This is a genomic window from Marinactinospora thermotolerans DSM 45154 (assembly GCF_900167435.1).
Classification (GTDB): domain Bacteria; phylum Actinomycetota; class Actinomycetes; order Streptosporangiales; family Streptosporangiaceae; genus Marinactinospora; species Marinactinospora thermotolerans.
In genome coordinates, this window is the sequence record NZ_FUWS01000007.1 from 51,869 (window position 1) to 73,510 (window position 21,642).

General features: G+C 72.6%; 16 protein-coding genes and 1 riboswitch. Of the genes, 8 read left to right on the forward strand and 8 right to left on the reverse strand.

From position 1 onward, the window contains the following. Positions 1–30: 30 nt before the first annotated feature. Positions 31–906 (forward strand): ribonuclease HI, encoded by an 876-nt coding sequence (locus B5D66_RS13725; protein ID WP_159457268.1) that lies wholly within the window; start codon positions 31–33, stop codon positions 904–906. Here the strand turns inward: B5D66_RS13725 and B5D66_RS13730 are convergent. Continuing rightward, positions 870–1,712 carry a DUF1206 domain-containing protein gene (locus B5D66_RS13730; RefSeq protein WP_078762127.1) on the reverse strand — a complete coding sequence of 281 codons (843 nt, stop codon included), beginning with the start codon at positions 1,710–1,712 and terminating at the stop codon, positions 870–872. The genes B5D66_RS13725 and B5D66_RS13730 overlap by 37 nt on opposite strands. Before the next feature lie 100 nt (positions 1,713–1,812). Between B5D66_RS13730 and B5D66_RS13735 the strand changes: the two genes are divergently transcribed. Then, positions 1,813–2,583, forward strand: coding sequence for an enoyl-CoA hydratase-related protein (locus B5D66_RS13735; protein WP_078762128.1), 771 nt, complete (start codon positions 1,813–1,815; stop codon positions 2,581–2,583). A gap of 18 nt (positions 2,584–2,601) precedes the next feature. Here the strand turns inward: B5D66_RS13735 and B5D66_RS13740 are convergent, their stop codons facing one another. From B5D66_RS13740 to B5D66_RS13750, 3 genes are all read right to left on the reverse strand, one after another. Next, on the reverse strand, positions 2,602–3,873 hold the full coding sequence (locus B5D66_RS13740) for a heparan-alpha-glucosaminide N-acetyltransferase domain-containing protein (protein ID WP_078762129.1): 1,272 nt from the start codon (positions 3,871–3,873) through the stop codon (positions 2,602–2,604). 99 nt (positions 3,874–3,972) lie between these two features. Beyond that, a complete protein-coding gene (locus tag B5D66_RS13745) occupies positions 3,973–5,949 on the reverse strand; it encodes an acetoacetate--CoA ligase (RefSeq protein WP_078762130.1) in 1,977 nt (658 codons plus the stop codon). Between the two features lie 197 nt (positions 5,950–6,146). Further along, on the reverse strand, positions 6,147–6,614 hold the full coding sequence (locus B5D66_RS13750) for a hypothetical protein (protein WP_144390119.1): 468 nt from the start codon (positions 6,612–6,614) through the stop codon (positions 6,147–6,149). Between the two features lie 262 nt (positions 6,615–6,876). Between B5D66_RS13750 and B5D66_RS25485 the strand changes: the two genes are divergently transcribed. Then, positions 6,877–7,458, forward strand: coding sequence for a hypothetical protein (locus B5D66_RS25485; RefSeq protein WP_159457269.1), 582 nt, complete (start codon positions 6,877–6,879; stop codon positions 7,456–7,458). 718 nt (positions 7,459–8,176) lie between these two features. Next, positions 8,177–9,292, forward strand: coding sequence for an SGNH/GDSL hydrolase family protein (locus B5D66_RS13760; RefSeq protein ID WP_078762344.1), 1,116 nt, complete (start codon positions 8,177–8,179; stop codon positions 9,290–9,292). A gap of 47 nt (positions 9,293–9,339) precedes the next feature. Here the strand turns inward: B5D66_RS13760 and B5D66_RS13765 are convergent, their stop codons facing one another. After that, positions 9,340–11,358 carry a prolyl oligopeptidase family serine peptidase gene (locus tag B5D66_RS13765; RefSeq protein WP_078762133.1) on the reverse strand — a complete coding sequence of 673 codons (2,019 nt, stop codon included), beginning with the start codon at positions 11,356–11,358 and terminating at the stop codon, positions 9,340–9,342. A gap of 928 nt (positions 11,359–12,286) precedes the next feature. After that, positions 12,287–13,564, reverse strand: coding sequence for an ornithine--oxo-acid transaminase (rocD, locus tag B5D66_RS13770; RefSeq protein WP_078762134.1), 1,278 nt, complete (start codon positions 13,562–13,564; stop codon positions 12,287–12,289). Between the two features lie 522 nt (positions 13,565–14,086). Here rocD and B5D66_RS13775 point away from each other — a divergent pair. The 3 genes from B5D66_RS13775 to thiD all read left to right on the forward strand — a co-directional run bounded on the left by B5D66_RS13775 (position 14,087) and on the right by thiD (position 17,821). Then, positions 14,087–15,742 (forward strand): acyl-CoA synthetase, encoded by a 1,656-nt coding sequence (locus B5D66_RS13775; protein WP_078762135.1) that lies wholly within the window; start codon positions 14,087–14,089, stop codon positions 15,740–15,742. Between the two features lie 121 nt (positions 15,743–15,863). Next, the gene (locus tag B5D66_RS13780) at positions 15,864–16,880 is read left to right on the forward strand and encodes a serine/threonine-protein kinase (protein ID WP_078762136.1); all 1,017 of its coding nucleotides are present in this window, start codon (positions 15,864–15,866) and stop codon (positions 16,878–16,880) included. Positions 16,881–16,933: 53 nt separating this feature from the next. Further along, positions 16,934–17,028, forward strand: a riboswitch (TPP riboswitch). Further along, positions 17,018–17,821 carry a bifunctional hydroxymethylpyrimidine kinase/phosphomethylpyrimidine kinase gene (thiD, locus tag B5D66_RS13785; RefSeq protein WP_078762137.1) on the forward strand — a complete coding sequence of 268 codons (804 nt, stop codon included), beginning with the start codon at positions 17,018–17,020 and terminating at the stop codon, positions 17,819–17,821. (Overlaps the previous riboswitch by 11 nt.) A 419-nt stretch (positions 17,822–18,240) precedes the next feature. Here the strand turns inward: thiD and B5D66_RS13790 are convergent, their stop codons facing one another. Both B5D66_RS13790 and B5D66_RS13795 read right to left on the reverse strand, forming a co-directional pair. Beyond that, on the reverse strand, positions 18,241–19,656 hold the full coding sequence (locus B5D66_RS13790) for an alanine/glycine:cation symporter family protein (protein ID WP_078762138.1): 1,416 nt from the start codon (positions 19,654–19,656) through the stop codon (positions 18,241–18,243). 195 nt (positions 19,657–19,851) lie between these two features. Further along, positions 19,852–20,100: a DUF6457 domain-containing protein gene (locus B5D66_RS13795; RefSeq protein WP_078762139.1), complete on the reverse strand. Its 249-nt coding sequence runs from the start codon at positions 20,098–20,100 to the stop codon at positions 19,852–19,854. A gap of 299 nt (positions 20,101–20,399) precedes the next feature. On the opposite strand from B5D66_RS13795, the gene B5D66_RS13800 reads away from it, so the two are divergent. Further along, complete coding sequence (locus B5D66_RS13800) at positions 20,400–21,584, forward strand: glycosyltransferase family 4 protein (protein ID WP_200813654.1); 1,185 nt, start codon at positions 20,400–20,402, stop codon at positions 21,582–21,584. The last annotated feature ends 58 nt before the right edge of the window (positions 21,585–21,642 follow it).

The following is a 21,642-nucleotide window of genomic DNA, read 5'->3' on the forward strand; positions in this document are numbered from 1 at the left end:
TCCGTGAGCGGAGGGGGCGGTGATGCCGCGATGACTCCAGGAGAGTTCGACGCGTGCGCCCGCCGGCTCCCTCGCGAACTCGCCGAACGCGCCGAGTCGCTACGCAACTACGTGGTGTACGAACCGGGTGGAGCCCGCCGCAAACCGGTCGCCGAATGCGTGGCCCTGGCCTTCGACGCGGCCTACGTCGGCGACCTCGACGCCGCCGCGTCCATGCTCGCCGAGGCCGAGCAGCGCAACGCCGGCATCAGCGCGCGGCGCACCACCGGGATCCTCAACGGCCACCACGCGCGTATCCGCCGCTGGTCGGGCTCCTCCCCCCTGGTCGCGGCGACCGACGCCAGCGTCAAGGACAGATACGCCGGCATGGGCTATGTGACCTCCGACGGGTTGTGGGGAATGCGCGCCTGGGGCGGCTCCTTCCACGATCCCAGCGGCCCCTCGCGGGTCCTCGTCCAGGAACTGCGCGCCGTGCTGCTGCTCTTGGAGGCGGTCGACCCCGAGACGCCCTTCACGCTGCTCGTCGACTCCTCCTCGGCACGCCACCACCTGCGGATGTGGCAGCAGGGGCACACCCGGCGGCTCCCCGGCGGCTACGACGCCACCCGGCGCAGGTCGCGAGGGCGTCCCAGCCTGGTGCGCCTGGCCGAGGAGATGGCACGCCGGCCCCACATCACGGTCACCGCGGTCAAGGGCCACTCGGGCGACCTGCTCAACGAGACCGCCGACTCCCTGGCATCGATGGCGCGCCGGCGCCTGGCCGACCCCGGCGCCTGCACGACCCCCCTGCTCCTGGAGCGGGCCGAACGGTTCGTCGACTCGTTCCTCGGCCAGTGGCATCGCACCGCCGCGTATACCGGGGCCTCCCCTCAGGCCCTGGGCCAGCGCGCGACGCAGAAGCAGTAGAGGCCGTAGACGCAGACCCCCAGCGCCACCGCGACCAGGAGCCACGGCCCCGCCGGCGTCTCGGCGAAGGTGCGCAGCGTGCCGTCCAGGCCCTGGGCCCGGTCCGGGTCGAAGGCGATCGCGGCCCAGCAGACGAGCGCCCCCGCCGCCGCGACGACGACCCCCTTGGTGGTGTTTCCGGCCACGCCGAGCACGGTGACGACGGGACGGGCCTCCTTGGGGATGGCCCCGGTCCGCAGATCCCTGCCGAACCGGCGGGTCACCCCGATCCAGACGAACACGACGCCCGCGACGACCAGGCCGACTCCGACCGCCCCCACGAGGAGGCGTCCCGCCGGCAGCTCCATGATCCGTGCCGTCAACGTCTGCGACCGGGCGTCTTGGGAGCCCGTCCCACCGCCCACCAGCACGCTCGCCACCGTGACGCACAGCGCGGCGTACAGGACGGTCCGGCCGGCACAGGCCAGCCGCTCCCCCGCGCCGCGCTCCCCGTAGCGGCCGCCGACCAGGGCGATGAGCAGCTGCCACACCGCCAGTCCGGCGAGCCCCGCGACCGCCGCCCACAGCACCACCGTGCCTCCGGGGGTGCCGGCGACGAGTTGCAGCGCGCCGGCGTTGTCGGCCTCGCGGCTCCCACCGCCCTCGAAGCCGATCCGTACCGCGAGCCAGCCGATCAGAAGGTAGAGCAGGCCCTTGGCCGCGAGGCCGACACGTGCCAGGCGGAGCAGCCACGTGCTGTCGGCGGCCTCGCGTCCCGCCGCGCGCGCCCTGCGCTTCGCCGCCCTTCCTCCATCGGCTGCTGTCATGCCTGCGCCCTTCCCCTGGCAAAACAGCGCAAACCACTCCCAAAGGGCGGCCTGTGGAAGGACACGTGACGTGGCTCCCCGACCGACGTAACGTCTGGACATGGGGTATGAACATCTCCTGGTCGACCGCGACGGCGACCACGTGACCATCACCATGAACCGGCCGCAGCGGCGCAACGCGCTGTCCCTGTCGCACATGCGCGAGCTGGTCGAGGCGTTCGAGGAGGTCGCCGGGACCGACGCGACGGGGATCATCCTGGCCGCCAACGGCCCGGTCTTCTGCGCCGGTCACGACTTCGCCGACGTCGCCGCCGCCGACCACGCGGGCGCGCGCGACCTGCTACGCGCCTGCACCGGCCTCATGCGCACGATCCAGTCCGTCCCCCAGGTGGTGATCGCCCGCGTCCACGCCCTGGCCACCGCTGCCGGCTGCCAGCTCGTCGCCAGCTGCGACCTCGCCGTCGCCGCGTTGAGCGCCGGGTTCGCGGCTCCAGGGGGCAAGGGCGGCTGGTTCTGTCACACCCCGATGGTCGCCGTCTCACGCTCCATCGGCCGCAAACGGGCCATGGAGATGGCGCTGACCGGCGACGTCGTCGACGCCGTCACCGCGGCCGAATGGGGGCTGGTCAACCGCGCCGTGCCCGATCCCGACCTCCACCGGGCCACCGCGCACCTGCTCGAACGCGCCACCCGCGGCTCCCGGCACAGCAAGGCGCTCGGCAAGCAGGCGATGTACGCCCAATTCGACCGGCCCGAGCCGGACGCCTACGCCTATGCGGTCGAGGTGATGGCCGCGGCCAGCCAGACCCCCGAGGCCCGCGAGGGGATCTCCGCCTTCCTGGAGAAACGCCCTCCCCGCTGGCCCGCCTGACACCGGGTCCAGGCCGCCTCAGACACCGGGCTTACGCGGCGCGGAGCGGGGGACGGCGGGCTCGGGGGCGACGTTGCGGGCGGCGGCCTCCCCCACCACGGCCAGCGCCCGTTCCAGGGGTCCTCGCCCCAACAGCGCCCGCCACAGCGTGGCGAACAACAGCCCGCCCACGACGAACGCCTCCAACGGACAGCCCGACAGCGGCCCGTAGTCGGCGTCGGTCACGGCGAGCACCAGAATGTGGCCGGTGTAGAGGGTCAGCGCCATGGAACCGGCCGCGAACAGCGGGTACAGCCCACGCCCGAGCAGGTCCGCGGCCACCAGACAGGCCGCCAAGACCATCAACGCCGTACCGGTGGCGCCGGCCACTTCGAAGGAGGTTCCGCTGTGCGGCGATGCCACCAGCAGCCACAGTGGGCTGGTGGTGGGCACCGTCCCGTGCAGGGAGGCGATCTGCTCGACCATCCACGCGCGCAGCGGTCCCAGGTCGGCGTCGCTAAGGAAGGCGGTGTCGCCCGGCCCGTAGTAACCGTAGGCGGTCATTTCGGCGACGACGAGCCGGTCCAGCACCCCCAGCGGACGCAGCAGCACCCAGGAACCGCCGTACCCGAGCAGGACCAGGCCCAGCCCCGTCGCCGCCAGGCCGACCCGCGTCGACACCGCCCTCAGATCCAGCCGGCCCACCGCCATACCGGCCACGACAAAGGCCATGAAGGTGCACACCGGGTAGTAACCGGTGAGGAGGAGATCGGTGATCCCACCGATGGAGCCCTGCCGCGCCCCCTCCTCGCCCAGAACGGACCGCAGCAGGTAGGAGACCTGTGGGCCGAGCAGGCCGATGCCCACCGCGATCGCCGCGAGCGCCGGCGCGCGCAGCCGCAGCAGGGGCAGCGCCAGCAGGAAGAACCCTCCGTAGTAGGCGAGGATGATCGCGATCGGGGTGTCCAGGAGGTCCAGAAGGCCGCCGAGCAGCGCGAGGATGACGGCCCGGACCAGGATGCGCGCCGCGGCGCGGTGCAGCGGGGGCCCCGTCAACGGGACCGTGCGCCCCGACAACAGGGCGATCGACACTCCGGCCAGGAAGGCGAACAGCGCCGAGGAGCGGCCCCGCGCCAGGTCGTGCAGGGTCTCCATGGCCGGATCGGAGAGCAGCCCCGACGCGCCCACACCGAGGTGGACGGTGAACATCCCGAACACCGCCAGCGCCCGGGCGACGTCCACCCCCACGATCCGCCCGCTGTCCGGCCGGACCGCCTCCTGTGTGCCCGTTCCGGGCGCGTGCTGAGCCACGGCGTCCAGGCTAGGGCGTCTTGAAGGCATTTGTTCCACCTGTGGCTTTTTCCTGGCCGGCCCCGCCCACGCGCCAGAACGGACGAGGCCGGCCCCACCTCAGCCCTTCCGCTCCCCGGCGAGTTTCGCGAAGTGGTCGAGCGCCTCCGGGTTGGCCAGCGAGTCACGACTGGCCACCTTCTCGGGCGGCTCCCCCATGAGAATCCGCTTGACCGGAACCTCCAGCACCTTGCCCGACAGGGTGCGCGGCACCTCGCGGATGACGCGCACCGCGTCGGGGACGTGCCGCGGCGAGCAGTCCTCACGAATGCCCCGGACCAACCGCGCCGTGAGCTCGTCGTCGAGCACCGCCCCCTCCCTCAACACCACGAACAGCTCGATGCGCGATCCTCCGTCGGGCTGCGGGACGTCCACCACCAGGGCGTCGACGACCTCGTCCAACGCCAGCACCGAGCGATAGATCTCGCTGGTGCCCATGCGCACACCGCCACGGTTGATCGTGGAGTCGGAACGGCCGTAGATGACCGCGGTGCCGCGCTCGGTGATCTCGATCCAATCGCCGTGCCGCCACACGCCCGGATAGGTCGAGAAGTAGCTGTCGCGCAGCCGGGTCCCCTCGGGGTCTCCCCAGAAGCGCAACGGCATCGACGGCGCCGGCTCGGTGACCACCAGCTCCCCGACCTCGCCCACCACCTCCCTGCCCTCGGGGTCCCAGGCGGCCACGGCCATGCCCAACGAGCGGGCCTGGATCTCCCCCTCATAGACCGGCAACGTGGGCACGCCTCCCACCAGGCAGCTGCACACGTCGGTGCCGCCGCTGGTGGAGAACAGCCACAGGCCGTCGCCGAACTCGCGGTAGCACCACGCGAACCCCTCGGGAGACAGCGGGGATCCGGTCGAACCGATCGCGTGCAGCGCCGACAGGTCACGCCCCCGCGCCGGATGCACGTCCGCCTTCATGCACGAGGCCAGGTATCCGGCGCTGGTGCCGAACACCGTGACACGCGCCCGTTCGGCCAGGTCCCACAGGGCGCCCAGGTCGGGGTGGCCGGGGTTGCCGTCGTACAAGACGATGGAGGCGTCGGTCAACAGCACGCTGACCAGGAAGTTCCACATCATCCAGCCGGTGGTGGTGAACCAGAACACCCGATCGTCGGCCCGCGCGTCCAAGTGCAGGTGGAGGTTCTTGAGCTGCTCCAGCAGGATCCCGCCGTGGCCGTGCACGATCGCCTTGGGCAGGCCGGTGGTGCCCGAGGAGTACAGCACCCACAGCGGGTGGTCGAACGGCACCTCCTCGAAGGTCAGCTCACCGCCCTCGCCCGCCGCCTCGAACTCCTCCCACGACAGCGTCCCCTCGACGGGCTCGTCCCGCAGGTAGGACAGCACGACGGTGTGCTCGACCGTGGGCAGCCCCTCGCGCAGCCGGGCGAGCACGTCGCGACGGTCGAAGTCCTTGCCGCCGTAACGGTAGCCGTCGACGGCCAGCAGCACCTTCGGCTCGATCTGGGCGAAGCGGTCGATGACGCTGCGCACGCCGAAGTCCGGTGAGCACGACGACCACACCGCGCCGATGGAGGCGCAGGCGAAGAACGCGGCGACCGCCTCGGGAAGGTTGGGCAGGTAGGCGACGACCCGGTCGCCCGGTCCGACGCCGAGGCGGCGCAGCCCCGAGGCGATCGCGGCCGTACGGCGCCTGAGCTCGCCCCACGTCCACTCCCCCAGGACGCGAAGCTCCGACGCGTGCCGAATGGCGACCCGCTCGTCGTCGCGGTCGCGGAAGATGTGCCGGGCGTAGTTGAGGCGCGCGCCGGGGAACCACACGGCGCCGGGCATCGCGCGCTCGGCGAGCACCGCGGTGAAGGGGGTCTCGGCCCGGACGTCGTAGTACTCCCAGATCGCCGACCAGAAGCCGTCGAGGTCGGTGACCGACCAGCGCCACAGGGCGTCGTAGTCGTGGTCGCCGACGTCCACTCCTCGGTTCTCCCGGACCCAGCGGGCGAACGCGGTGATGTTGGCGCGCTCGCGTCGGTCGACGTCGGGTTCCCAGAGAACAGGGGGCCGGGGCCGTTCGGACATAACTCGCGCCCTTCCTCGGTGTCCGGCGGGAACCACCGCGACAACAACGGCCGGCCCCGCCCGGGTACGGATGTCGGCCAACATTCAACAACAGTGGCCTTCACCGCCACGCCGTCGGGGGGCGGTATCCGGTGACCCAGGCCACGTGATACGCGCCACTGACGGACGGCGGCATGGTCGGGCCAGGGGCTCACCGGTCAGGGCGGGGTGAGGCGGATGACCGCGTGGTCGGCGCCGATCTCCAGGGTCGTGATGGCGATGCCGTTGAGGTGGCTGGTCTTCCCCCCGCTTCCCACCGTTCCCGCGTAACTGGTCCGCAGCGAGACCCCGGGCCCGGAGGCGGCGAAGGCCACCCGGCCGTCCCCGGCCTCCTCGACGGTCAGGCCGTCGAGCCCGTGGTCTGCGGGGTCCAAAACGATCTCGTCCCCCTGGTGGACGATCACCTCGCAGTCGGCGTCGGCGCAGGCGCCGAGGTCCTCGCCGTCGGCCGCCTCCGGCCCGGCCGGCGAGGCGGGGGCGGGCGGCGCCGCGGGCGAGGAGACGCCCTCACCGCCGGGTGTCGAAGGGCCGGACTCCGCGGGGGTCCCCCCTGCGCAGCCGGAGAGGGCGATCGCCACGATCAGCGCGGCGGGGGCGGTGCCCCATCCGCGAACGTCACCGGTCATGCCGCCTCCCGCGATCATGATGGCTCGGGGTCGTGACCCGAGGACGCCTGGTGGCCGCGCCCGCCGGGGATTCTTCCGACCCGTGTCCGCCCCGTCCACCGCTTTCCCGTATCCGGGCCTCCCGAGGGGGACCGAATGTCCACCAAGGTCTCTTTCACCCCGTTTTCCGGGCGGTGAAGTCACAGGTATCTCCCCTTTCGGAGATGTCCACAGTAGGCACACACGCGTTGACGGAGAGTGCCCGCCACAGCAGGCTGGACCCATGCCTTCCCACCCGCAGGACAGAGGGGGAGCGGTGCGCGCGGCTCCCTTCGGAACCGTCGTGGCGCTCGGACTCCTCACCGGTTGCTCCCCCTCCGGAGAACCCCCCGCCGCGTCCCCCTCCTCCCCCGCCCCCTCCCCCACCGAACCAGCGGCGCCGTCCCCCTCGGCCTCCTTCGCCGCCCTACCGCCACAGGAGGCCGTGGGCGCCTGGTCCTCCTCCTCGCCAACGTCCGACCTGGCCCTCCTGCCCTCCGCCATGTCCCTGGAGATCGATGAGGACGGACAGGCCAGCACGTCGGGGGCGCCGCTGGAGTACTACGTCGAATCCACCGCCGGCGCGTCGATCCCCATATGTCTCGGCGAGGCGCACCTGGACACCGATCCGGCGACCCTCACCCTGGAATGCGTCGACATCGCCACCCTTGGACCCGGCGATGTCGAAGGTCCCGAGTACGAGGCCGAACTCAGCGTCTCCACCCAGGACGGCCGCGACACGCTCACCCTCGTGTGGGAGGGGGGCCGGATCGAACAGCTCTCCCGGGACGAACCGGACGCCGACGTCTCGCCCTCGCCCGCCTAGACCTGCCGGCCGCACCCGCGGGCCGGCCTGTGACCTGCCACGCCGGCGGGGGCGCGCGCCGATCGCGGCGCGCGCCCCGGTCCCGCGCGAGGAGAAGGTTGCCGAGGAGGCCCATGGCGCACCACGGGGCGCACACCGAGGTCCACGAGAACACCGCCCCGGCCCTCCGCCGCGCCCCGCCAGCGCCGAACGCCCCTCATCCCGTCCAGCGCCCTCGCCCGCCCCACCCCGCACCGGCCGGGGAACGCATGTCCCAGCCCCACCCCGTCGGCTGCCGGCCCCCGTCCACGGCCACAACGAGCGACATCCGGTCCCGGGTGAACGGCGGGCGACACGTCCCGCCCATCTCCCGACAAGGCCACGCCCCGCCTGCGCGAGGCGCGCGTGGGACGACGATCCCCTCGGTCCGGTCCGCGTCCGCCACCACCGTCTTCCTGCCCCCCACGAGGGGCCTTGTTCGGTATCCGGGTTAGCGCCTCACCGAAAACAGCCCGCACGGCCGTGATCTTCACCTCCCCGGCCTGCCCGCCGCTACCTACGCCGGCCCCCTTTCCCCCGGTACCGGACGGACGCCCGGGGCCGGCGCCCCCTCCCACCGATCCGAAGGGTCCAATCCGCCTCGCCGGTCCGTTTCCGGTCGCCGGCCTCCGCTACGCCTCCGGGTAGCCTGGTGCGCTAGTAGGACGGCAACCCGCTACACGAAAGGCGGATGGGGGAAGTGCGCAAACCGGCCGTCAGCACCAAACGGGCCGTCCTCGCCTCCGTCTCCGCCGCCCTCGCCCTGGTGTGCGCGCTCGTCCTGGCCATCCCCACCACCCGCGACGGCCTCTTCCAGGCGTGGTGCTCCCTGTCCGACGGCGCCGGCTGCGCGGGCGGCCCGGTCTCGCCCGGCCGCGACCTGGACGAGAACGACTGGCGGCTCCCCCTCCCCCCACTCCAGGCGGCCACCTGGGGCAACTACTTCGCGCTCGGCGACTCCTACTCCTCCGGCGACGGGGCCGACGACTACCTGCCGGGCACGGCGGTGGCGGACGGCTGCTGGCGTTCGGCCAACGCCTACCCCGAGAAGATCGCCGACACCTACGACTTCGCCGGCGACCTGGCCTTCCTCGCGTGCAGCGGACAGCGCGGCAACGCGATGCTGGAGTCGCTCGGCACCACCGATTCGCAGCTGGACCGGGTCACCGCGCACGCCTCCCTGGTGACCATCGGCATCGGCGGCAACGACCTCGGGTTCACCTCGGTGCTGAAGACGTGCATGCTGCGCGTCCCGCTGCTGGACAGCGGCGCCTGCATCGGCCAGGAGGAGGAGATCGACCGGCGGATGGGCGCCTTCGAGGAGACGTTCGAGGAGCTGATCGGCGAAGTGCGCGACCGCGCGCCGGACGCCCGGGTGATCGTGCTGGGCTATCCGCGGCTGTTCCCCACCGAGCCCACCGGCATGTACTACACGCTGACCTCCAGCGACCAGGTGTGGCTGAACGAGACGGTCGAACGCTTCAACGACCAGATCCGCGCGGCCGTGGACATCACCGACACCGAGATCGCCGAGGCGGGGCAGACCGGCAGCGTGGAGTTCGTGGACGTCTACGACGCGTTGGCGGGCCACGAGGTCGGCTCCGAGGACCCGTGGGTGAACGGCGTGCTGCTACGCGACCTCACCGAAGGCCTCAAGATCGACCGGAGCACCTTCCATCCCAACGCCGCCGGGCAGGAGGCCGTCGGCGAGCGGGTGCGGGAGCGCATCGAGGCCGGCCCCGGCCGCACCCTGTACGTGTCACGGGCGACCGTGGAGAACGCCAGCCCCGACGTGCTCGCATCCGAGGTCCGGTAGCGGCGTCCGCACCGGGCGGACGCCGCCACGCGGGGCGTACCCCGGCGTCAGTGTGCGTCGGGCAGGACCTCGCGCAGGAAGTCCAGTTGCAGACGCAACAGGTTCTCCGCGTAGTCCTCCCGGGTGACGCGGTGCCCGGTGCCGGGCAGGGGCAGCACCCGGTGGGCGCGGCCCGCGGCCAGCAGCGCCGCCGACAGGCGCAGCGTGTGGGCGAAGGCCACGTTGTCGTCGTCCAGCCCGTGGATGAGGAGCAGCGGCCGGCGCAGCAGCGGCGCGTCGGCGATGAGCGAGCAGCGGTCGTAGTTCTCCGGCTCCTCCTCGGGGTGGCCCAGGTAGCGCTCCTTCCAATGGGTCTGGTAGAGCCGCTGGTCGGCGGTTGGCGCGCCCGCGACGGCCGCGTGGAAGACGTCGGGACGGCGCAGCAGCGCGCCCGCGGCGAGGAACCCGCCGAAGGACCAGCCGCGGATGGCGACCCGGCCCAGGTCCAGGTCGGGGTGGTGCTCGGCGGCGGCGTGCAACGCGGCCACCTGGTCCTCGACGGCGTGGGTGAGGATGTCGCCGCGGATCGCCTTCTCCCATGCCGGCCCGCGTCCCGGGCTTCCGCGCCCGTCGGTCACCACCACCGCGAAGCCCTGGTCGGCGAACCACTGTGACACCAGGGACGGCCAGCCCAGTCCGCGGGTGGCGACCAGCAACTGCTGACCGCCGTAGGGGTCGAGCAGGACCGGGAGCCGCGCGGATCCGGGCTCGTGCCCGGTGGGCAGGTACAGGTTCGTCCGCAGTTCCCGCGGCCCGAGCCGCAGGAACGCCGGCGCGGGTGCGACGAGCGGTCGCTGCGCGAGCGAGGCGATGCGCCCGGCGCTCCCTCCCTCCTCCAGGACGGTGATCTGGTCGCGCCCGCCCACCCTGCTCACCAGCACGGTGGTGCCGCCCCCGATGACGGCGGCGTGGTCGCCGGGTTCCCGGCTGATCCGGACCGGGACGCGGCCGGGCGACCAGGACCAGACATGGGTCTCGGCCGGGTCCTCGCAGGCGGTGAACAGGACCTTCTCGCCCTGGACGCCCAGGACGGCCCTCACCTGGAGCCCCACCGGGGTGACCGGTGCGCCGTCCACGGCCAGCCGTCGGGTGTCGGCCTCGTCCCGGGTGGTGACGAGCGCGCCCGCGGCGGTGCGCAGCGGGCTTCCGGGGACCAGTTCCACCCAGGCGGGGTCGCGTGTCTCATCCAGCAGGCGCGTCTCGCCACTCGCGGGGTCGACCGCGAGGACGCGCAGGACACGCTGGTCGCGGCTTTGCACGGTGATCAACGGGCCGTGGGCGTCCCAGTCCACGGCGGGCAGGTACTCGTAGCGCTCCCTGTCCCAGTGGACCTCGGTGCGCCGGCCGTCCAGGTCGAACAGGTACAGCGAGACATCGGCGTTGGCGGTCCCGACCACCGGGTGGCGGACGGTGCGCGGCGGCGCGGCCGGATCGGCGGGGTCGGCGATGTGCCACAACTGCACGTGGGAGGTGTCGGTGCGGGCGACCAGCAGACGGGTGCCGTCGGGCGACCACCAGTGACCGCGCGTTCGGCCCATCGATCCCGCCGATACCAGGTCGCTCAGGCCGTAGGTGATGTCGGGGCCCTCCGAGGCCGCGAGGAGACGGTCCTCGCCGTCGGAGGTGAGCAGGCGCAGGCTTCCGCCGGTGGCGTAGGCGATCGAGCGCCCATCGGGTGAGGGACGCGGGTCGGTGACCGGTCCGGCCGTGGTGACCCGTTCGGGCGTGGCGTTCCCGTCGGGATAGGTCACCCACAGGTCTCCGCCGCAGACGTGGGCGACGACGCGCGCCGCGGCGTCGGCGGCGTAGCCGGTGATCCCGGCCGGGCCGTGGTCGGCGAGCAGGCGTTCCCGACCGTCCTCGTAGAGCCACAGCCGGTCCGCCGGATCCGTTCCGTCGACGGAACGCAGGAACAGCACGCGCCGGCCGTCCTCGGAGACGGAGAGGTCGTGGGGCACTCCGACGGAGAGGCGACGGGTACGCGCGAACTGGCGGGGGAAGTCCTGGACGGGACCGGAAGAAGGCATGGCTGTCTCCTGGTGTCGGTGTTCATGGGAGGCCGGGCCTGGTGTGGGCACGGCGAAGTGGACGGCGGTGCCGTCGAGGCGGATGTGAGCGGTGGACCGTTCCGCGACGGTCCGCTACGGCCGGGGCGGGGTGGCCACGGCGCGTCGGGCGGCTCTTCGGTGGGAGCCGTCGGAAACGGCCACGGACTGAAGAACCGTGACCGGGAGAACGGGCCTGTGATCAGGCCGGAGAAGGATCGTCCGGGCCGAGCGACCCGGTATCAGGCGGTGGTCCGTCGACTCCGGACCACGAACGCCGTGATCGGCATCATATCGGTCCGCGTCCGGCGGAGAGCACCGGGGGCTCCCGCGCGCGCCGGCGGGACCTCGCCTCGTGGTGGAGCGGAACGCGTGCCGGTTACTCGACGGGGCCCTTTCCCCGTCCCCCACCCGTGGTGGTCCCCGCCCGTGTCGGGCGCGCCTCCTGTCGCAGCGTCCTGCTTCTTCCGTCTCCCCCGGCCCCGCGCGGTGGTGCCGACGCGCCGCATCGGGACTCGTGTACAGGAGGGTCCTTCTCGCTTGATTCCAGTGATCCTTGGTTCCACTGAAAGCAGCTGCCTTTACGACGTAGATCACGAGTAGTGTGACGCGCTCACCACCACGGTGACATTCACGCCCGCGCCGCCCCACGGCATGCGAAGCCCCCCGTGAGGCGTCCCTGCACCGACCCCCTTCGGCCCGCCCCGCGCGCGAAGCCCGCAGAACCGCAGAAGACGACCGGCGGCTTCACCAGGACGCTGTCGCGTTACACGCCCCGCCCAGGCGATCGGCGGCTCTGGAGCCGGACCGCTCCGCTGGTCCGGCTCCGCACATCCGGCGATCCGGAACCGGATCCCGGCCGCCTTTGGCGGTGGCCGGAATCCGGTCACGGACCGTGCCGGGGCGGCCGTCAGCGTCCGGCGCGCAGGTCGGCCAGGACGGCGCCGATCTGTTCGAGCGCCCACGCGAGGTCGTCGGCGCTGATGACGAGCGGCGGGGAGAGCCGGATCGTGGAGCCGTGCGTGTCCTTGACCAGGACGCCGCGTGCCGCGAGGCGTTCACACAGCTCCCGGCCCGTGGCCAGGGACTCGTCGACGTCGATGCCGGCCCACAGGCCGATGCTGCGGGCGGCGACGACCCCGTTGCCGACGAACTCCCGCACCCCGGCCCGCAGCACCTCGGCCAGCGAACGGGCGTTCTCCAGGTAGGGCCCCTCTTCGAGCATCCGCACGACGGTGCGTCCCATGGCGCAGGCGAGCGGGTTGCCGCCGAAGGTGCTGCCGTGCTGGCCCGGTTTGATGACGCCGAGCACCTCGGCGTCGCCGACGACCGCGGAGACCGGGAGGATGCCGCCGCCGAGGGCCTTGCCGAACAGGTACAGGTCGGGGATCACGCCGGTGTGCTCGCAGGCGCGGACCGTGCCGGTGCGGCCGAGACCGGACTGGACCTCGTCGGCGATGAACAGGACCCGTTCACGGTCGCAGATCTCGCGGACGCGGGGCAGGTAGTCGGGGGGCGGGACGATGACGCCGGCCTCGCCCTGGACGGGTTCGATGAGCACGGCCGCGGTGGTCTCGTCGATGGCGCCGGCGATCGCGTCGGCGTCCCCGTAGGGAACGATGCGGAACCCGGGGGTGTAGGGACCGAACCCGTCGTGGGCCTCGGGGTCCTCGGAGAAGCTGATGATGGTGGTGGTGCGGCCGTGGAAGTTCCCGCTGGCCACGATGATGGTCGCCTGCCCGGCCGCGACGCCCTTGACCTCATAAGCCCACTTACGGGCGACCTTGATGCCGGTTTCCACGGCTTCGGCGCCGGTGTTCATGGGCAGGACCTGTTCCTTGCCCACCAGCTGCGCCAGTGAGGTGACGAACGGCGCGAACTGGTCGTTGTAGAAGGCCCTGCTGGTGAGGGTGACGCGGTCGATCTGCCGGTGTGCCGCGGCGAGCAGGTCGGGGTTGCGGTGCCCGAAGTTCATCGCCGAGTAGCCGGCCAGGCAGTCGAGGTAGCGTCGGCCCTCGACGTCGGTCACCCAGGCGCCCTCGCCTTCGGCGATGACGACGGGCAAGGGGGCGTAGTTGTGCGCCGAGTGGGTTTCGGCGAGTCCGATGTGCTGTGTGGTGGAGATGACGGGGCCGGCGGGGTCTCCGCCGTTCACCGCTTCGTGGCCCAGACTGCGCGTGTCGCTCATCCAGCTCTCCGATCACCGTTGATCGTGGTTCGATCACGGCCCGCCCGTTGAGAAGGCATGCCCGGAAATCCGTTCCGGGCTCTGTTCGGGTGGCCCCCAGCAGTGGAACAGACGGGGCCCTTGGGAGGCAAGGACCGGGATGCGCCGAAGTGGCGCGTACTCCGTCGGCGGATCGTGTTGTCGCCTCATCCTTCCCCCCGTGGTCTCGTCCGCGCGCCGGAGGACACGTGGGGTGACCGCCCGCACGCACCGCTGTCCGGCACGTCACCTCTCCCCTGTTCATGCCCGTGACCTGGGATTTCACCCCCGTCGCGCCGTGAGCCCCGACACAGGGCCGTGTGGGGTGGGAGCGGGACCGGCGACGCGCGCGGACGTCCGCCCGTGGAAGGGCTGCTGAGGCGCGTTCCCGGCGGTCGGGGCCGCCACGCGAAGAGGCGACCCCGGTCCGACGTGACCTGGCCCATACCTGCAGGATCGGTCCTCATATCCGTCCGGGGGGTGGGACGCATGCGAAGGACACACATGACCGAAAAGCGATGTCGACGAGCCGGTTCCCCGGCGTCGGGCTCCGGCTTCTCGCTGGAGGCCGCCCTGGCCGCCGTCGCCGCGGCGGTGCCCTGGCGCACGGCGGTGATCTCCGGGGAGCGCCGCGTCCCCTTCGTCGAGCTCGACGAGAGAGCCGGCCGCTTCGCCCGACACCTGCGCGAGGCGGGCGTCCGGCCCGGGGAGCACGTGGCGATCCTGGCGTTCAACCGGGTCGAGTGGTTGGAGGCCGCGTTCGGCGCCTGGCGCGCCGGGGCGGTGCCGGTGAACGTGAACTACCGCTACGTCGCCGGGGAGTTGCGGCACGTCCTGTCCGACGCCGACGTGGTGGCGCTGGTCGCCGAACGGTCGCTGGTCGGCCGGGTGGCCGAGGTCCGCGCCGACCTTCCCCGGCTGCGGCACGTGGTGCTGCTGGAGGACGGTTCCCCCGGTCCCGCCGCCCTGCCCGGGACCGACTACGAGACCGCGCTGGCCACCGCGCGCCCCGCTCCCACGGAACCCCCACGGACCTGCGGGGACGACCTCTACCTGCTCTACACCGGCGGCACGACGGGCTACCCCAAGGGGGTCATGTGGCGTCAGGAGGACCTGTTCCACGTGGCGTTGGAGCGGCGCCGGCCCGGCACCCCGCGCGCCGCTGGTGTCGATGACCTGGCCGCGCGGGCGCGGTCGGCGCAGGCGCGGCGGATGCTCGTGCTCGGACCGCTCATGCACGCCGCGGGACAGTGGAACGCGTTGAGCGCGTTGCTGAGCGGGTTGACGGTGGTGCTCAACACCGACCGCCGGTTCGTTCCCGAACGGGTGGTGGCGTTGGCCGACCGCGAGGCCGTCCACACGCTGCAGTGCGTCGGTGACGCGATGGCCCGGCCGATCGGCGAACAGCTGCTCGCCGAGCCCCACCGTTGTCCGGAGCTGACGGTGGTGACCTCGGGCGGGACCCCGTTGACGCCCACGGTGCGGGAGATATGGCGGTCGTGGCGGCCGGGGATCACGCTCAACGACAGTTACGGCGGATCGGAGACGGGGGTCTGCGGGGCCTCGCAGAGCGATTCGGCCGACACCGCGCGGCGTTTCACGATGGGTGCGAGCGTGGCGGTGCTCGACGACGCGCTGCGCCCGTTGCCGCCGGGGTCACCTCAGATCGGCCGGATCGCGCGCACCGGCCGCATCCCGCTGGGCTACTACAACGATCCGGTGAAGACCGCGGAGACGTTCCCCGTGGACGCGGAGGGCCGGCGGTGGGCGATGTCGGGTGATTTCGGGACGGTCGCGGCGGACGGTTCGATCACGTTGCTGGGACGCGGTTCGGCCGTCATCAACACCGGTGGGGAGAAGGTCTACCCCGAGGAGGTCGAATCGGTCCTGAAGGCCCACCCCGACATCGATGACACGATCGTGGTCTCGGCCCCGGACGAACGCCTAGGCCAGCGCGTCGCCGCGGTCGTGGCGTTGGCCCCGGGCCGCCGCCCCTCCGACGAGCAGATCCGGGACTTCTGCCGCGCCCGCCTCGCCGGTTTCAAGGTGCCCCGCAGGATCCACGTCGTGGCCGAGGTCAAGCGCACGGCCGTCGGCAAGCAGGACTACCGCTGGGCCGCGGCCGTGGCCCGCGGGACGGTGCCCTCCGGCGAGCGCTGAGCCGGACGGTGCGGGGCGGGAAAGGTCCCGCTATCGTCTGGATCCATGGCCCCCCGCTCACTCGCCGGACGTTACCGTCTCCTGGAGCCGATCGGCCACGGCGGGATGGGAACGGTCTGGCATGCCGAGGACGAGTTGCTGTGCCGCCGGGTGGCGGTCAAGTGAGGTCCGGGTCTCCCCCGACCTCGACCCCGACCTGCGCGAGGAGCTGCTGCGCCGCACCATGCGCGAGGCGCGCATCTGCGCGGGGCTGAGCCACCCGTCGATCGTGACCGTCCACGACGTGGTGCGCGAGGCCGACCGGCCCTGGATCGTCATGGAGCTGCTGCGCGGCCGGGCGCTGGACCGGATGGTGGAGGAGGAGGGACCGCTTCCGCCACGTCGGGTGGCCGAGATCGGCCGCCGGCTCGTGGCCGCCCTGGAGGCCGCGCACGCCACGGGCGTGCTGCACCGTGACGTCAAGCCCGGCAACGTCCTGGTGCTGCCGGACGGCCGGGTGGTCCTCACCGACTTCGGCATCGCCGTGTCGGACACGGAGGAGTCGTTGACGCTGACCGGCCGGCTGCCGGGCTCGTCCGGCTACGTGGCGCCGGAGCGGCTGCGGGACGGGACGGTGACGGCCGCCTCGGACCTGTGGTCGCTGGGGGCGACCCTGTACTTCGCGGTGGAGGGGCGGGCCGCCTTCGAGCGCGCCTCGCAGGCGGAGCGGCTCACCGCCGCGCTGGAGGAGCAGCCCGACCCGATGCGGCTGGCCGGACCGTTGCGTCCGGTGCTCAACGGCATGCTCCAGTACGACCCCCGGCACCGGCCTTCGGGGCGCGAACTGGACGTGGCGCTCGCCTCCGTCGCCGACGCCCCACAGGACTCCACCCCCACCCGCCTGGACGTGTCGGAGCTGAAGGGGGCCTGGCGGGAGGTGACGCCGGCCCGGGGCCGGGGGACGATGGCGTGGGCTCCCCCGGCGCCCACCGCGGAGGTGGGAGGGGACGGACGCTGGTGGAGGCTGGCGGTGTCGGTGGTGGCCGGCATCATCACGCTGATCGTCGCGCCGCTGCTGGTGGAGTACCTGTCCTCCCTCCTCTTCCCCGACGATCCGCCGGAGCCTTCGCAGGTCACCGCCACGCAGGATGCGGGCTGAGCGAACGGGGCGGGACGGGGAACACGGGCGGGGGTCGCGGCGTTGCTATGGTCTGCCTGGGCGCGGGGTGCCGGTCGGGGCCGGCTGAGATCACACCCGTGAACCTGATCTAGTTCGTACTAGCGAAGGAACGTCCGGTGAGCAGTTTCAACATCCTGTCCATCGCGGGTACCGACCCCAGCGGCGGGGCGGGGATCCAGGCCGACCTGAAAGCCTTCTCCGCGCTGGGCGGATATGGCATGAGCGTGGTCACCGCGTTGGTGGCCCAGACCACGACGGGCGTCACCGAGGTCCTCGACGTCCCGCCGGAGTTCGTCACCTCCCAGCTCGACACCCTGCTGGGCGACGTCCGCGTGGACGCGGTGAAGATCGGGATGCTCTCGACCACCGGGGTGATCGAGGCGGTCGCCGGGGCCATCGACCGCCACGGTCTGACCCGGATCGTGCTCGACCCCGTCATGGTGGCCAAGAGCGGTGACCGGTTGCTGGCCGCCGACGCGATCGAGGCGGTGCGGTCGGAGCTGCTGCCGCGCGCCGACCTGATCACGCCGAACCTGCCGGAGGCCGCCGACCTGCTCGGGGAACCCGAGGCGGTCGACCTCGACGGGATGCGGGCGCAGGCCGAGCGGTTGGTCAAGCTGGGCGCCCGCCGGGTGCTGCTCAAGGGCGGACACCTCGACGGGGAGAACAGCACCGACCTGCTGGTCGGGCCGGAGGGCGAGGCCGAGACGTTCACCGCCGCGCGGGTCGCGACGGACAACACCCACGGGACCGGGTGCACGCTGTCGTCGGCGATCGCCGCGCTGCGCCCGCAGCGAGCGACGTGGTCGCAGGCGGTCGGCGACGCCAAGAGGTACCTGACCGAGGCGCTGCGCCGCGCCGACGAGCTGGAGGTCGGCCACGGCAAGGGACCGGTACACCACTTCCACGCCTGGTGGTGACGGCGCCGTCGTCGCCCGACTCTCCGGGAGCGTCGGGGGACGGCCGGGCGCACCGGTCGGGCGCGTGCCCCGGCGCGCCTCCGGGCGGCGGCGGGTCCTGGCGCGGGGTCAGGGTCCTTCGCGTCCCCTCCTCCGCGTTCCTCCCGGTCCTTCGGGGCCGCCCCTGGTGTCCGGGGTCGCGGTGGCCGTGCGGGACCCCGGGTGACGGACGCGGGACGGGCGTCCGACCGCGCCGCCCGGCCTCGGGCTGTGGCCCGTCGCGCGCGACCGGTCGACAGCGCCCGCGCGCCTTCGGTCCGGGCGGGGGTTCCGCACCACGTCGTCCCGGCAGGCCACCACCTTCGGGCCTTCCGGGAACCCCGTGAACGGGAGCGGGGCGCGACGGCCGGGGCCGTCGCGCCCCGCGGGGCCGTTCGGGTTCAGGAACGGACGTCGACCATCTCGGCCTTACGCCACTCGGGGTCGGCGAAGTACTTCTTGGTCTCCGCGACCACGATGGGCGACAACAGCAGCAGACCCACCAGGTTGGGCAGCGCCATCAGACCGTTGGCGATGTCGCTGAAGGTCCAGGCGAGGCTGAGCTCGATGGTCGCGCCGACGTAGACGACGGCGACGAACAGCAGCCGGAACGGTACGACCGCCTTGCGGCCCACGAGGAAGTCCATGCACCGCTCGCCGTAGTAGCACCAGCCGACCAGCGTGGTGAAGGCGAAGAAGACCAGGCTGATCGACACGATGTAGCCGCCGAGGGGGGCCAGCCCCCCGGAGATCGCGCCGAAGCCCTCCGACAGGGCGAAGGAGGTCATCAGCGACCCGTCGTCGCTGTTGGCGGAGCTCCAGGCGCCGGTGACGATGATGACCATGCCGGTCATCGTGACGACGATGATGGTGTCGATGAAGGTCTGGGTCATCGACACCATGGCCTGCCGGACCGGCTGCCCGGTCTTGGCCGCCGCGGCGGCGATGCCGCCGGTGCCCAGGCCCGACTCGTTGGAGAACATCCCGCGCGCCATGCCCTGCTGGATGGCGATCATCAGCGCCGAACCGGCGAAGCCGCCGACGGCGGCGGTACCGGTGAAGGCGTCGGTGAAGACCAGCGCGAGCGCCCCCGGCAGGTCGGTGACGTGCACGGCCAGCACGATCAGCGAGGCGACGACGTAGAGGATGATCATGACCGGCACGACCGCCGAGGCGAACCGGCCGATGCTCTTGATACCGCCGAGGACCACGGCCGCCACGACGACGACCAGGATCACGCCGGTGACCTGCTCGGGGACGTTCCAGGTGCCGGCGAGCTGGCCGGCGACGGCGTTGGCCTGGGTCATGTTGCCGATGCCGAACGCCGCGATGGCGCCGAACAGGGCGAACAGCAGGCCCAGCGTCTTGCCCAGGCCGCCGCCGAGGCCACGGCTCAGGTAGAACATCGGACCGCCGCTCATCTCGCCCTTGCTGTCGGGGCGGCGGTACTTCACGCCGAGGAGCGCCTCGCTGTACTTGGTGGCCATACCGAGCACACCCGTGACCCACATCCAAAACAGCGCGCCCGGGCCACCGACGCCGATGGCCAGCGCGACACCGGAGATGTTGCCGACGCCGACGGTCGCGGCGAGCGCGGTGCTGAGCGCCTGGTAGTGGGAGACGTCGCCCTTGGCCTCCTCACCGCTCTCCTTGCGGCGCACGAAGGCCAGCCACAGGGCGTGGAAGAGCACGCGGAACTGGAGGCCGCGCAGCCGCACCGTGAGGTAGATGCCCGTGACCAGGAGGAGCGGAATGAGGACGTAGGGCCCCCAGACGGTCGAGGACACCTGGTCGAGGATGCCCTGGAGTTGTTCCACGGAGGAGCTCCCTTGAGTGTCGTTCCGGGAAACCGTCGTCCGGACGCGCGTCGGTGACGTGGACCGGGCCGGCGGTGGCTGGGCGCACCATACGGCGAAGGGGCCGGTACGCACGGCAAGGTTTACACCGTTTCGTCACTTCGGCGTCACGTTTCTCCCTCACCCCGGTTTCGGCCACCTCCGGCCCCGCCCGAATCAACTGCCGGACTTGTCACCCGCCTGTTCGAGGGCCAGCCGGCTCAGGACCCGCGCGGCCTGCTCGGGGTCGGCGCCCCGGCCCACCGCGATGCCCAGGAGGTAGGTGGTCAATGGGGCGGCGGGCCGGGCGACGGAGTGCGCGGCGTCCTTGGCCAGGTCGAGGATCCGGTCGACGTCGGCCTTGCCGATCTCGTCCGGCAGGTCCAGCTCGGCGCGGACGCGCTCGGCCCATTCGACGAGGGTCATGCGACTCCCTTTCATTGTCCGGGGACGGTGCGGGTTCCCATGCTGCCGTGCCGGGGGCCGCGATGGGAGGTCGCGGAGCGGCGCGGCGGCCGTGGATCCCTACCCACCACCGCTCGTTCACCCCGTGTGGCGATCCGGTTCACGCCGGCTGTCTAGCGTCGAAGGCGAGGTGAGCGCCCTTGCCCGGCCGCCGCCTCCCCTCCCGGCGCCGCCGGGCGCCGGCCCCTCCCGGCTGACTGGGGAGAAGTCCCATGACCTCCGTCCTCGTTCCCCCCGCCCCCCTTCCATCGGCGCCCCCCATGCGCGTCGCCATCGTGACCGAGTCCTTCCTTCCACAGGTCAACGGCGTCACCAACTCGGTGTGCCGGACCGTCGAGCACCTGGCCGCGCGCGGCCACGAGGTCGTCGTCCTCGCGCCGGGGCCAGGCCCCCTCTCATACGCGGGACGGCCCGTGCTGCGCCTGCCGGCCACCCCGCTGCCCGGCTACCGTTCGTTCCGCGTCGGCCTGCCGGCCCGGCGCATGGTGACGGCCGCGTTGCGCGCCTTCTCCCCCGACGTCGTGCACCTGGCCTCGCCCGCCCTGCTCGGCTGGGCCGCGATGGAGGCGGCGCGGCGCTGGGCGCTGCCGACGGTGGCGGTCTTCCAGACCGACCTCGTCGGCTTCGCCGGTCGCTACGGCCTTCCCGCCTCCGAGCGGCTGTGGCCGTTGCTGCGCCGGGTGCACGCGGCCGCGGACCTGACGCTGGTGCCCTCGTCGGCGACCCTGAGCCGCCTCTCCGAGCTGGGCTTCCCCCGGCTCGCGCTGTGGCCACGGGGGGTGGACGGCGAACGGTTCTCCCCCCGGCACCGTGACGAGGAGCTGCGTCGACGTCTCGCTCCCGGCGGCGAGGTGCTCGTCGGCTACGTGGGCCGGCTCTCCCGGGACAAGCGCGTGGGGCTGCTGGCCGAGGTGGCGCGGTTGCGTGGAGCCCGGTTGGTCGTCGTCGGCGACGGCCCGGAACTCTCCCGGTTGCGCCGTCGGATCCCCGGGGCGGTATTCCTCGGGCAGTTGTCCGGCGAGAGGCTGTCGCGCGTGTTCGCGTCGATCGACGTGTTCGTCCACACCGGCGCCGACGAGACGTTCTGCCAGTCGGTACAGGAGGCCCTGGCCTCGGGTGTGCCCGTCGTCGCGCCCGCCGCGGGCGGTCCCCTCGATCTCGTCCGCGACGGGCGCAACGGGCTGCTCTACGCACCGGACTCGGTGCGCGAGCTGCGTGTGGCGGCGGGGCGGCTCATCCACAATCCCGGCCTGCGTTCCCGGCTCGCCGACGCTGCTCGGTCCGGCGTCGTCGCGCGGACCTGGACGGTGGTCAACGATCGGCTGCTGGAACACTACCGGGACGTGATCTCGCCGGCCGCTGCCCCGGTGGCGCCGGGGAGCGGGGCACGGCGTGTCCCGCCACCACGGTCGGGAGGTCGGGCGCTGGTGCCGTCCTCGCGGTGACGCCGCGCCCTCCCCGCCGTTGATCCCGCCGCCCGCCCCGGGGCGGGCGGCGGAAGCT

What these genes read in the sequence shown, in the direction of transcription:
- B5D66_RS13725 (WP_159457268.1), top strand. Translation starts at nt 31, where the DNA reads ATGACTCCAGGAGAGTTCGACGCGTGCGCCCGCCGGCTCCCTCGCGAA.
- B5D66_RS13730 (WP_078762127.1), bottom strand. Translation starts at nt 1,712, where the DNA reads ATGACAGCAGCCGATGGAGGAAGGGCGGCGAAGCGCAGGGCGCGCGCG.
- B5D66_RS13735 (WP_078762128.1), top strand. Translation starts at nt 1,813, where the DNA reads ATGGGGTATGAACATCTCCTGGTCGACCGCGACGGCGACCACGTGACC.
- B5D66_RS13745 (WP_078762130.1), bottom strand. Translation starts at nt 5,949, where the DNA reads ATGTCCGAACGGCCCCGGCCCCCTGTTCTCTGGGAACCCGACGTCGAC.
- B5D66_RS13750 (WP_144390119.1), bottom strand. Translation starts at nt 6,614, where the DNA reads ATGACCGGTGACGTTCGCGGATGGGGCACCGCCCCCGCCGCGCTGATC.
- B5D66_RS25485 (WP_159457269.1), top strand. Translation starts at nt 6,877, where the DNA reads ATGCCTTCCCACCCGCAGGACAGAGGGGGAGCGGTGCGCGCGGCTCCC.
- B5D66_RS13765 (WP_078762133.1), bottom strand. Translation starts at nt 11,358, where the DNA reads ATGCCTTCTTCCGGTCCCGTCCAGGACTTCCCCCGCCAGTTCGCGCGT.
- rocD (WP_078762134.1), bottom strand. Translation starts at nt 13,564, where the DNA reads ATGAGCGACACGCGCAGTCTGGGCCACGAAGCGGTGAACGGCGGAGAC.
- B5D66_RS13775 (WP_078762135.1), top strand. Translation starts at nt 14,087, where the DNA reads ATGACCGAAAAGCGATGTCGACGAGCCGGTTCCCCGGCGTCGGGCTCC.
- B5D66_RS13780 (WP_078762136.1), top strand. Translation starts at nt 15,864, where the DNA reads ATGCCGAGGACGAGTTGCTGTGCCGCCGGGTGGCGGTCAAGTGAGGTC.
- B5D66_RS13795 (WP_078762139.1), bottom strand. Translation starts at nt 20,100, where the DNA reads ATGACCCTCGTCGAATGGGCCGAGCGCGTCCGCGCCGAGCTGGACCTG.
- B5D66_RS13800 (WP_200813654.1), top strand. Translation starts at nt 20,400, where the DNA reads ATGCGCGTCGCCATCGTGACCGAGTCCTTCCTTCCACAGGTCAACGGC.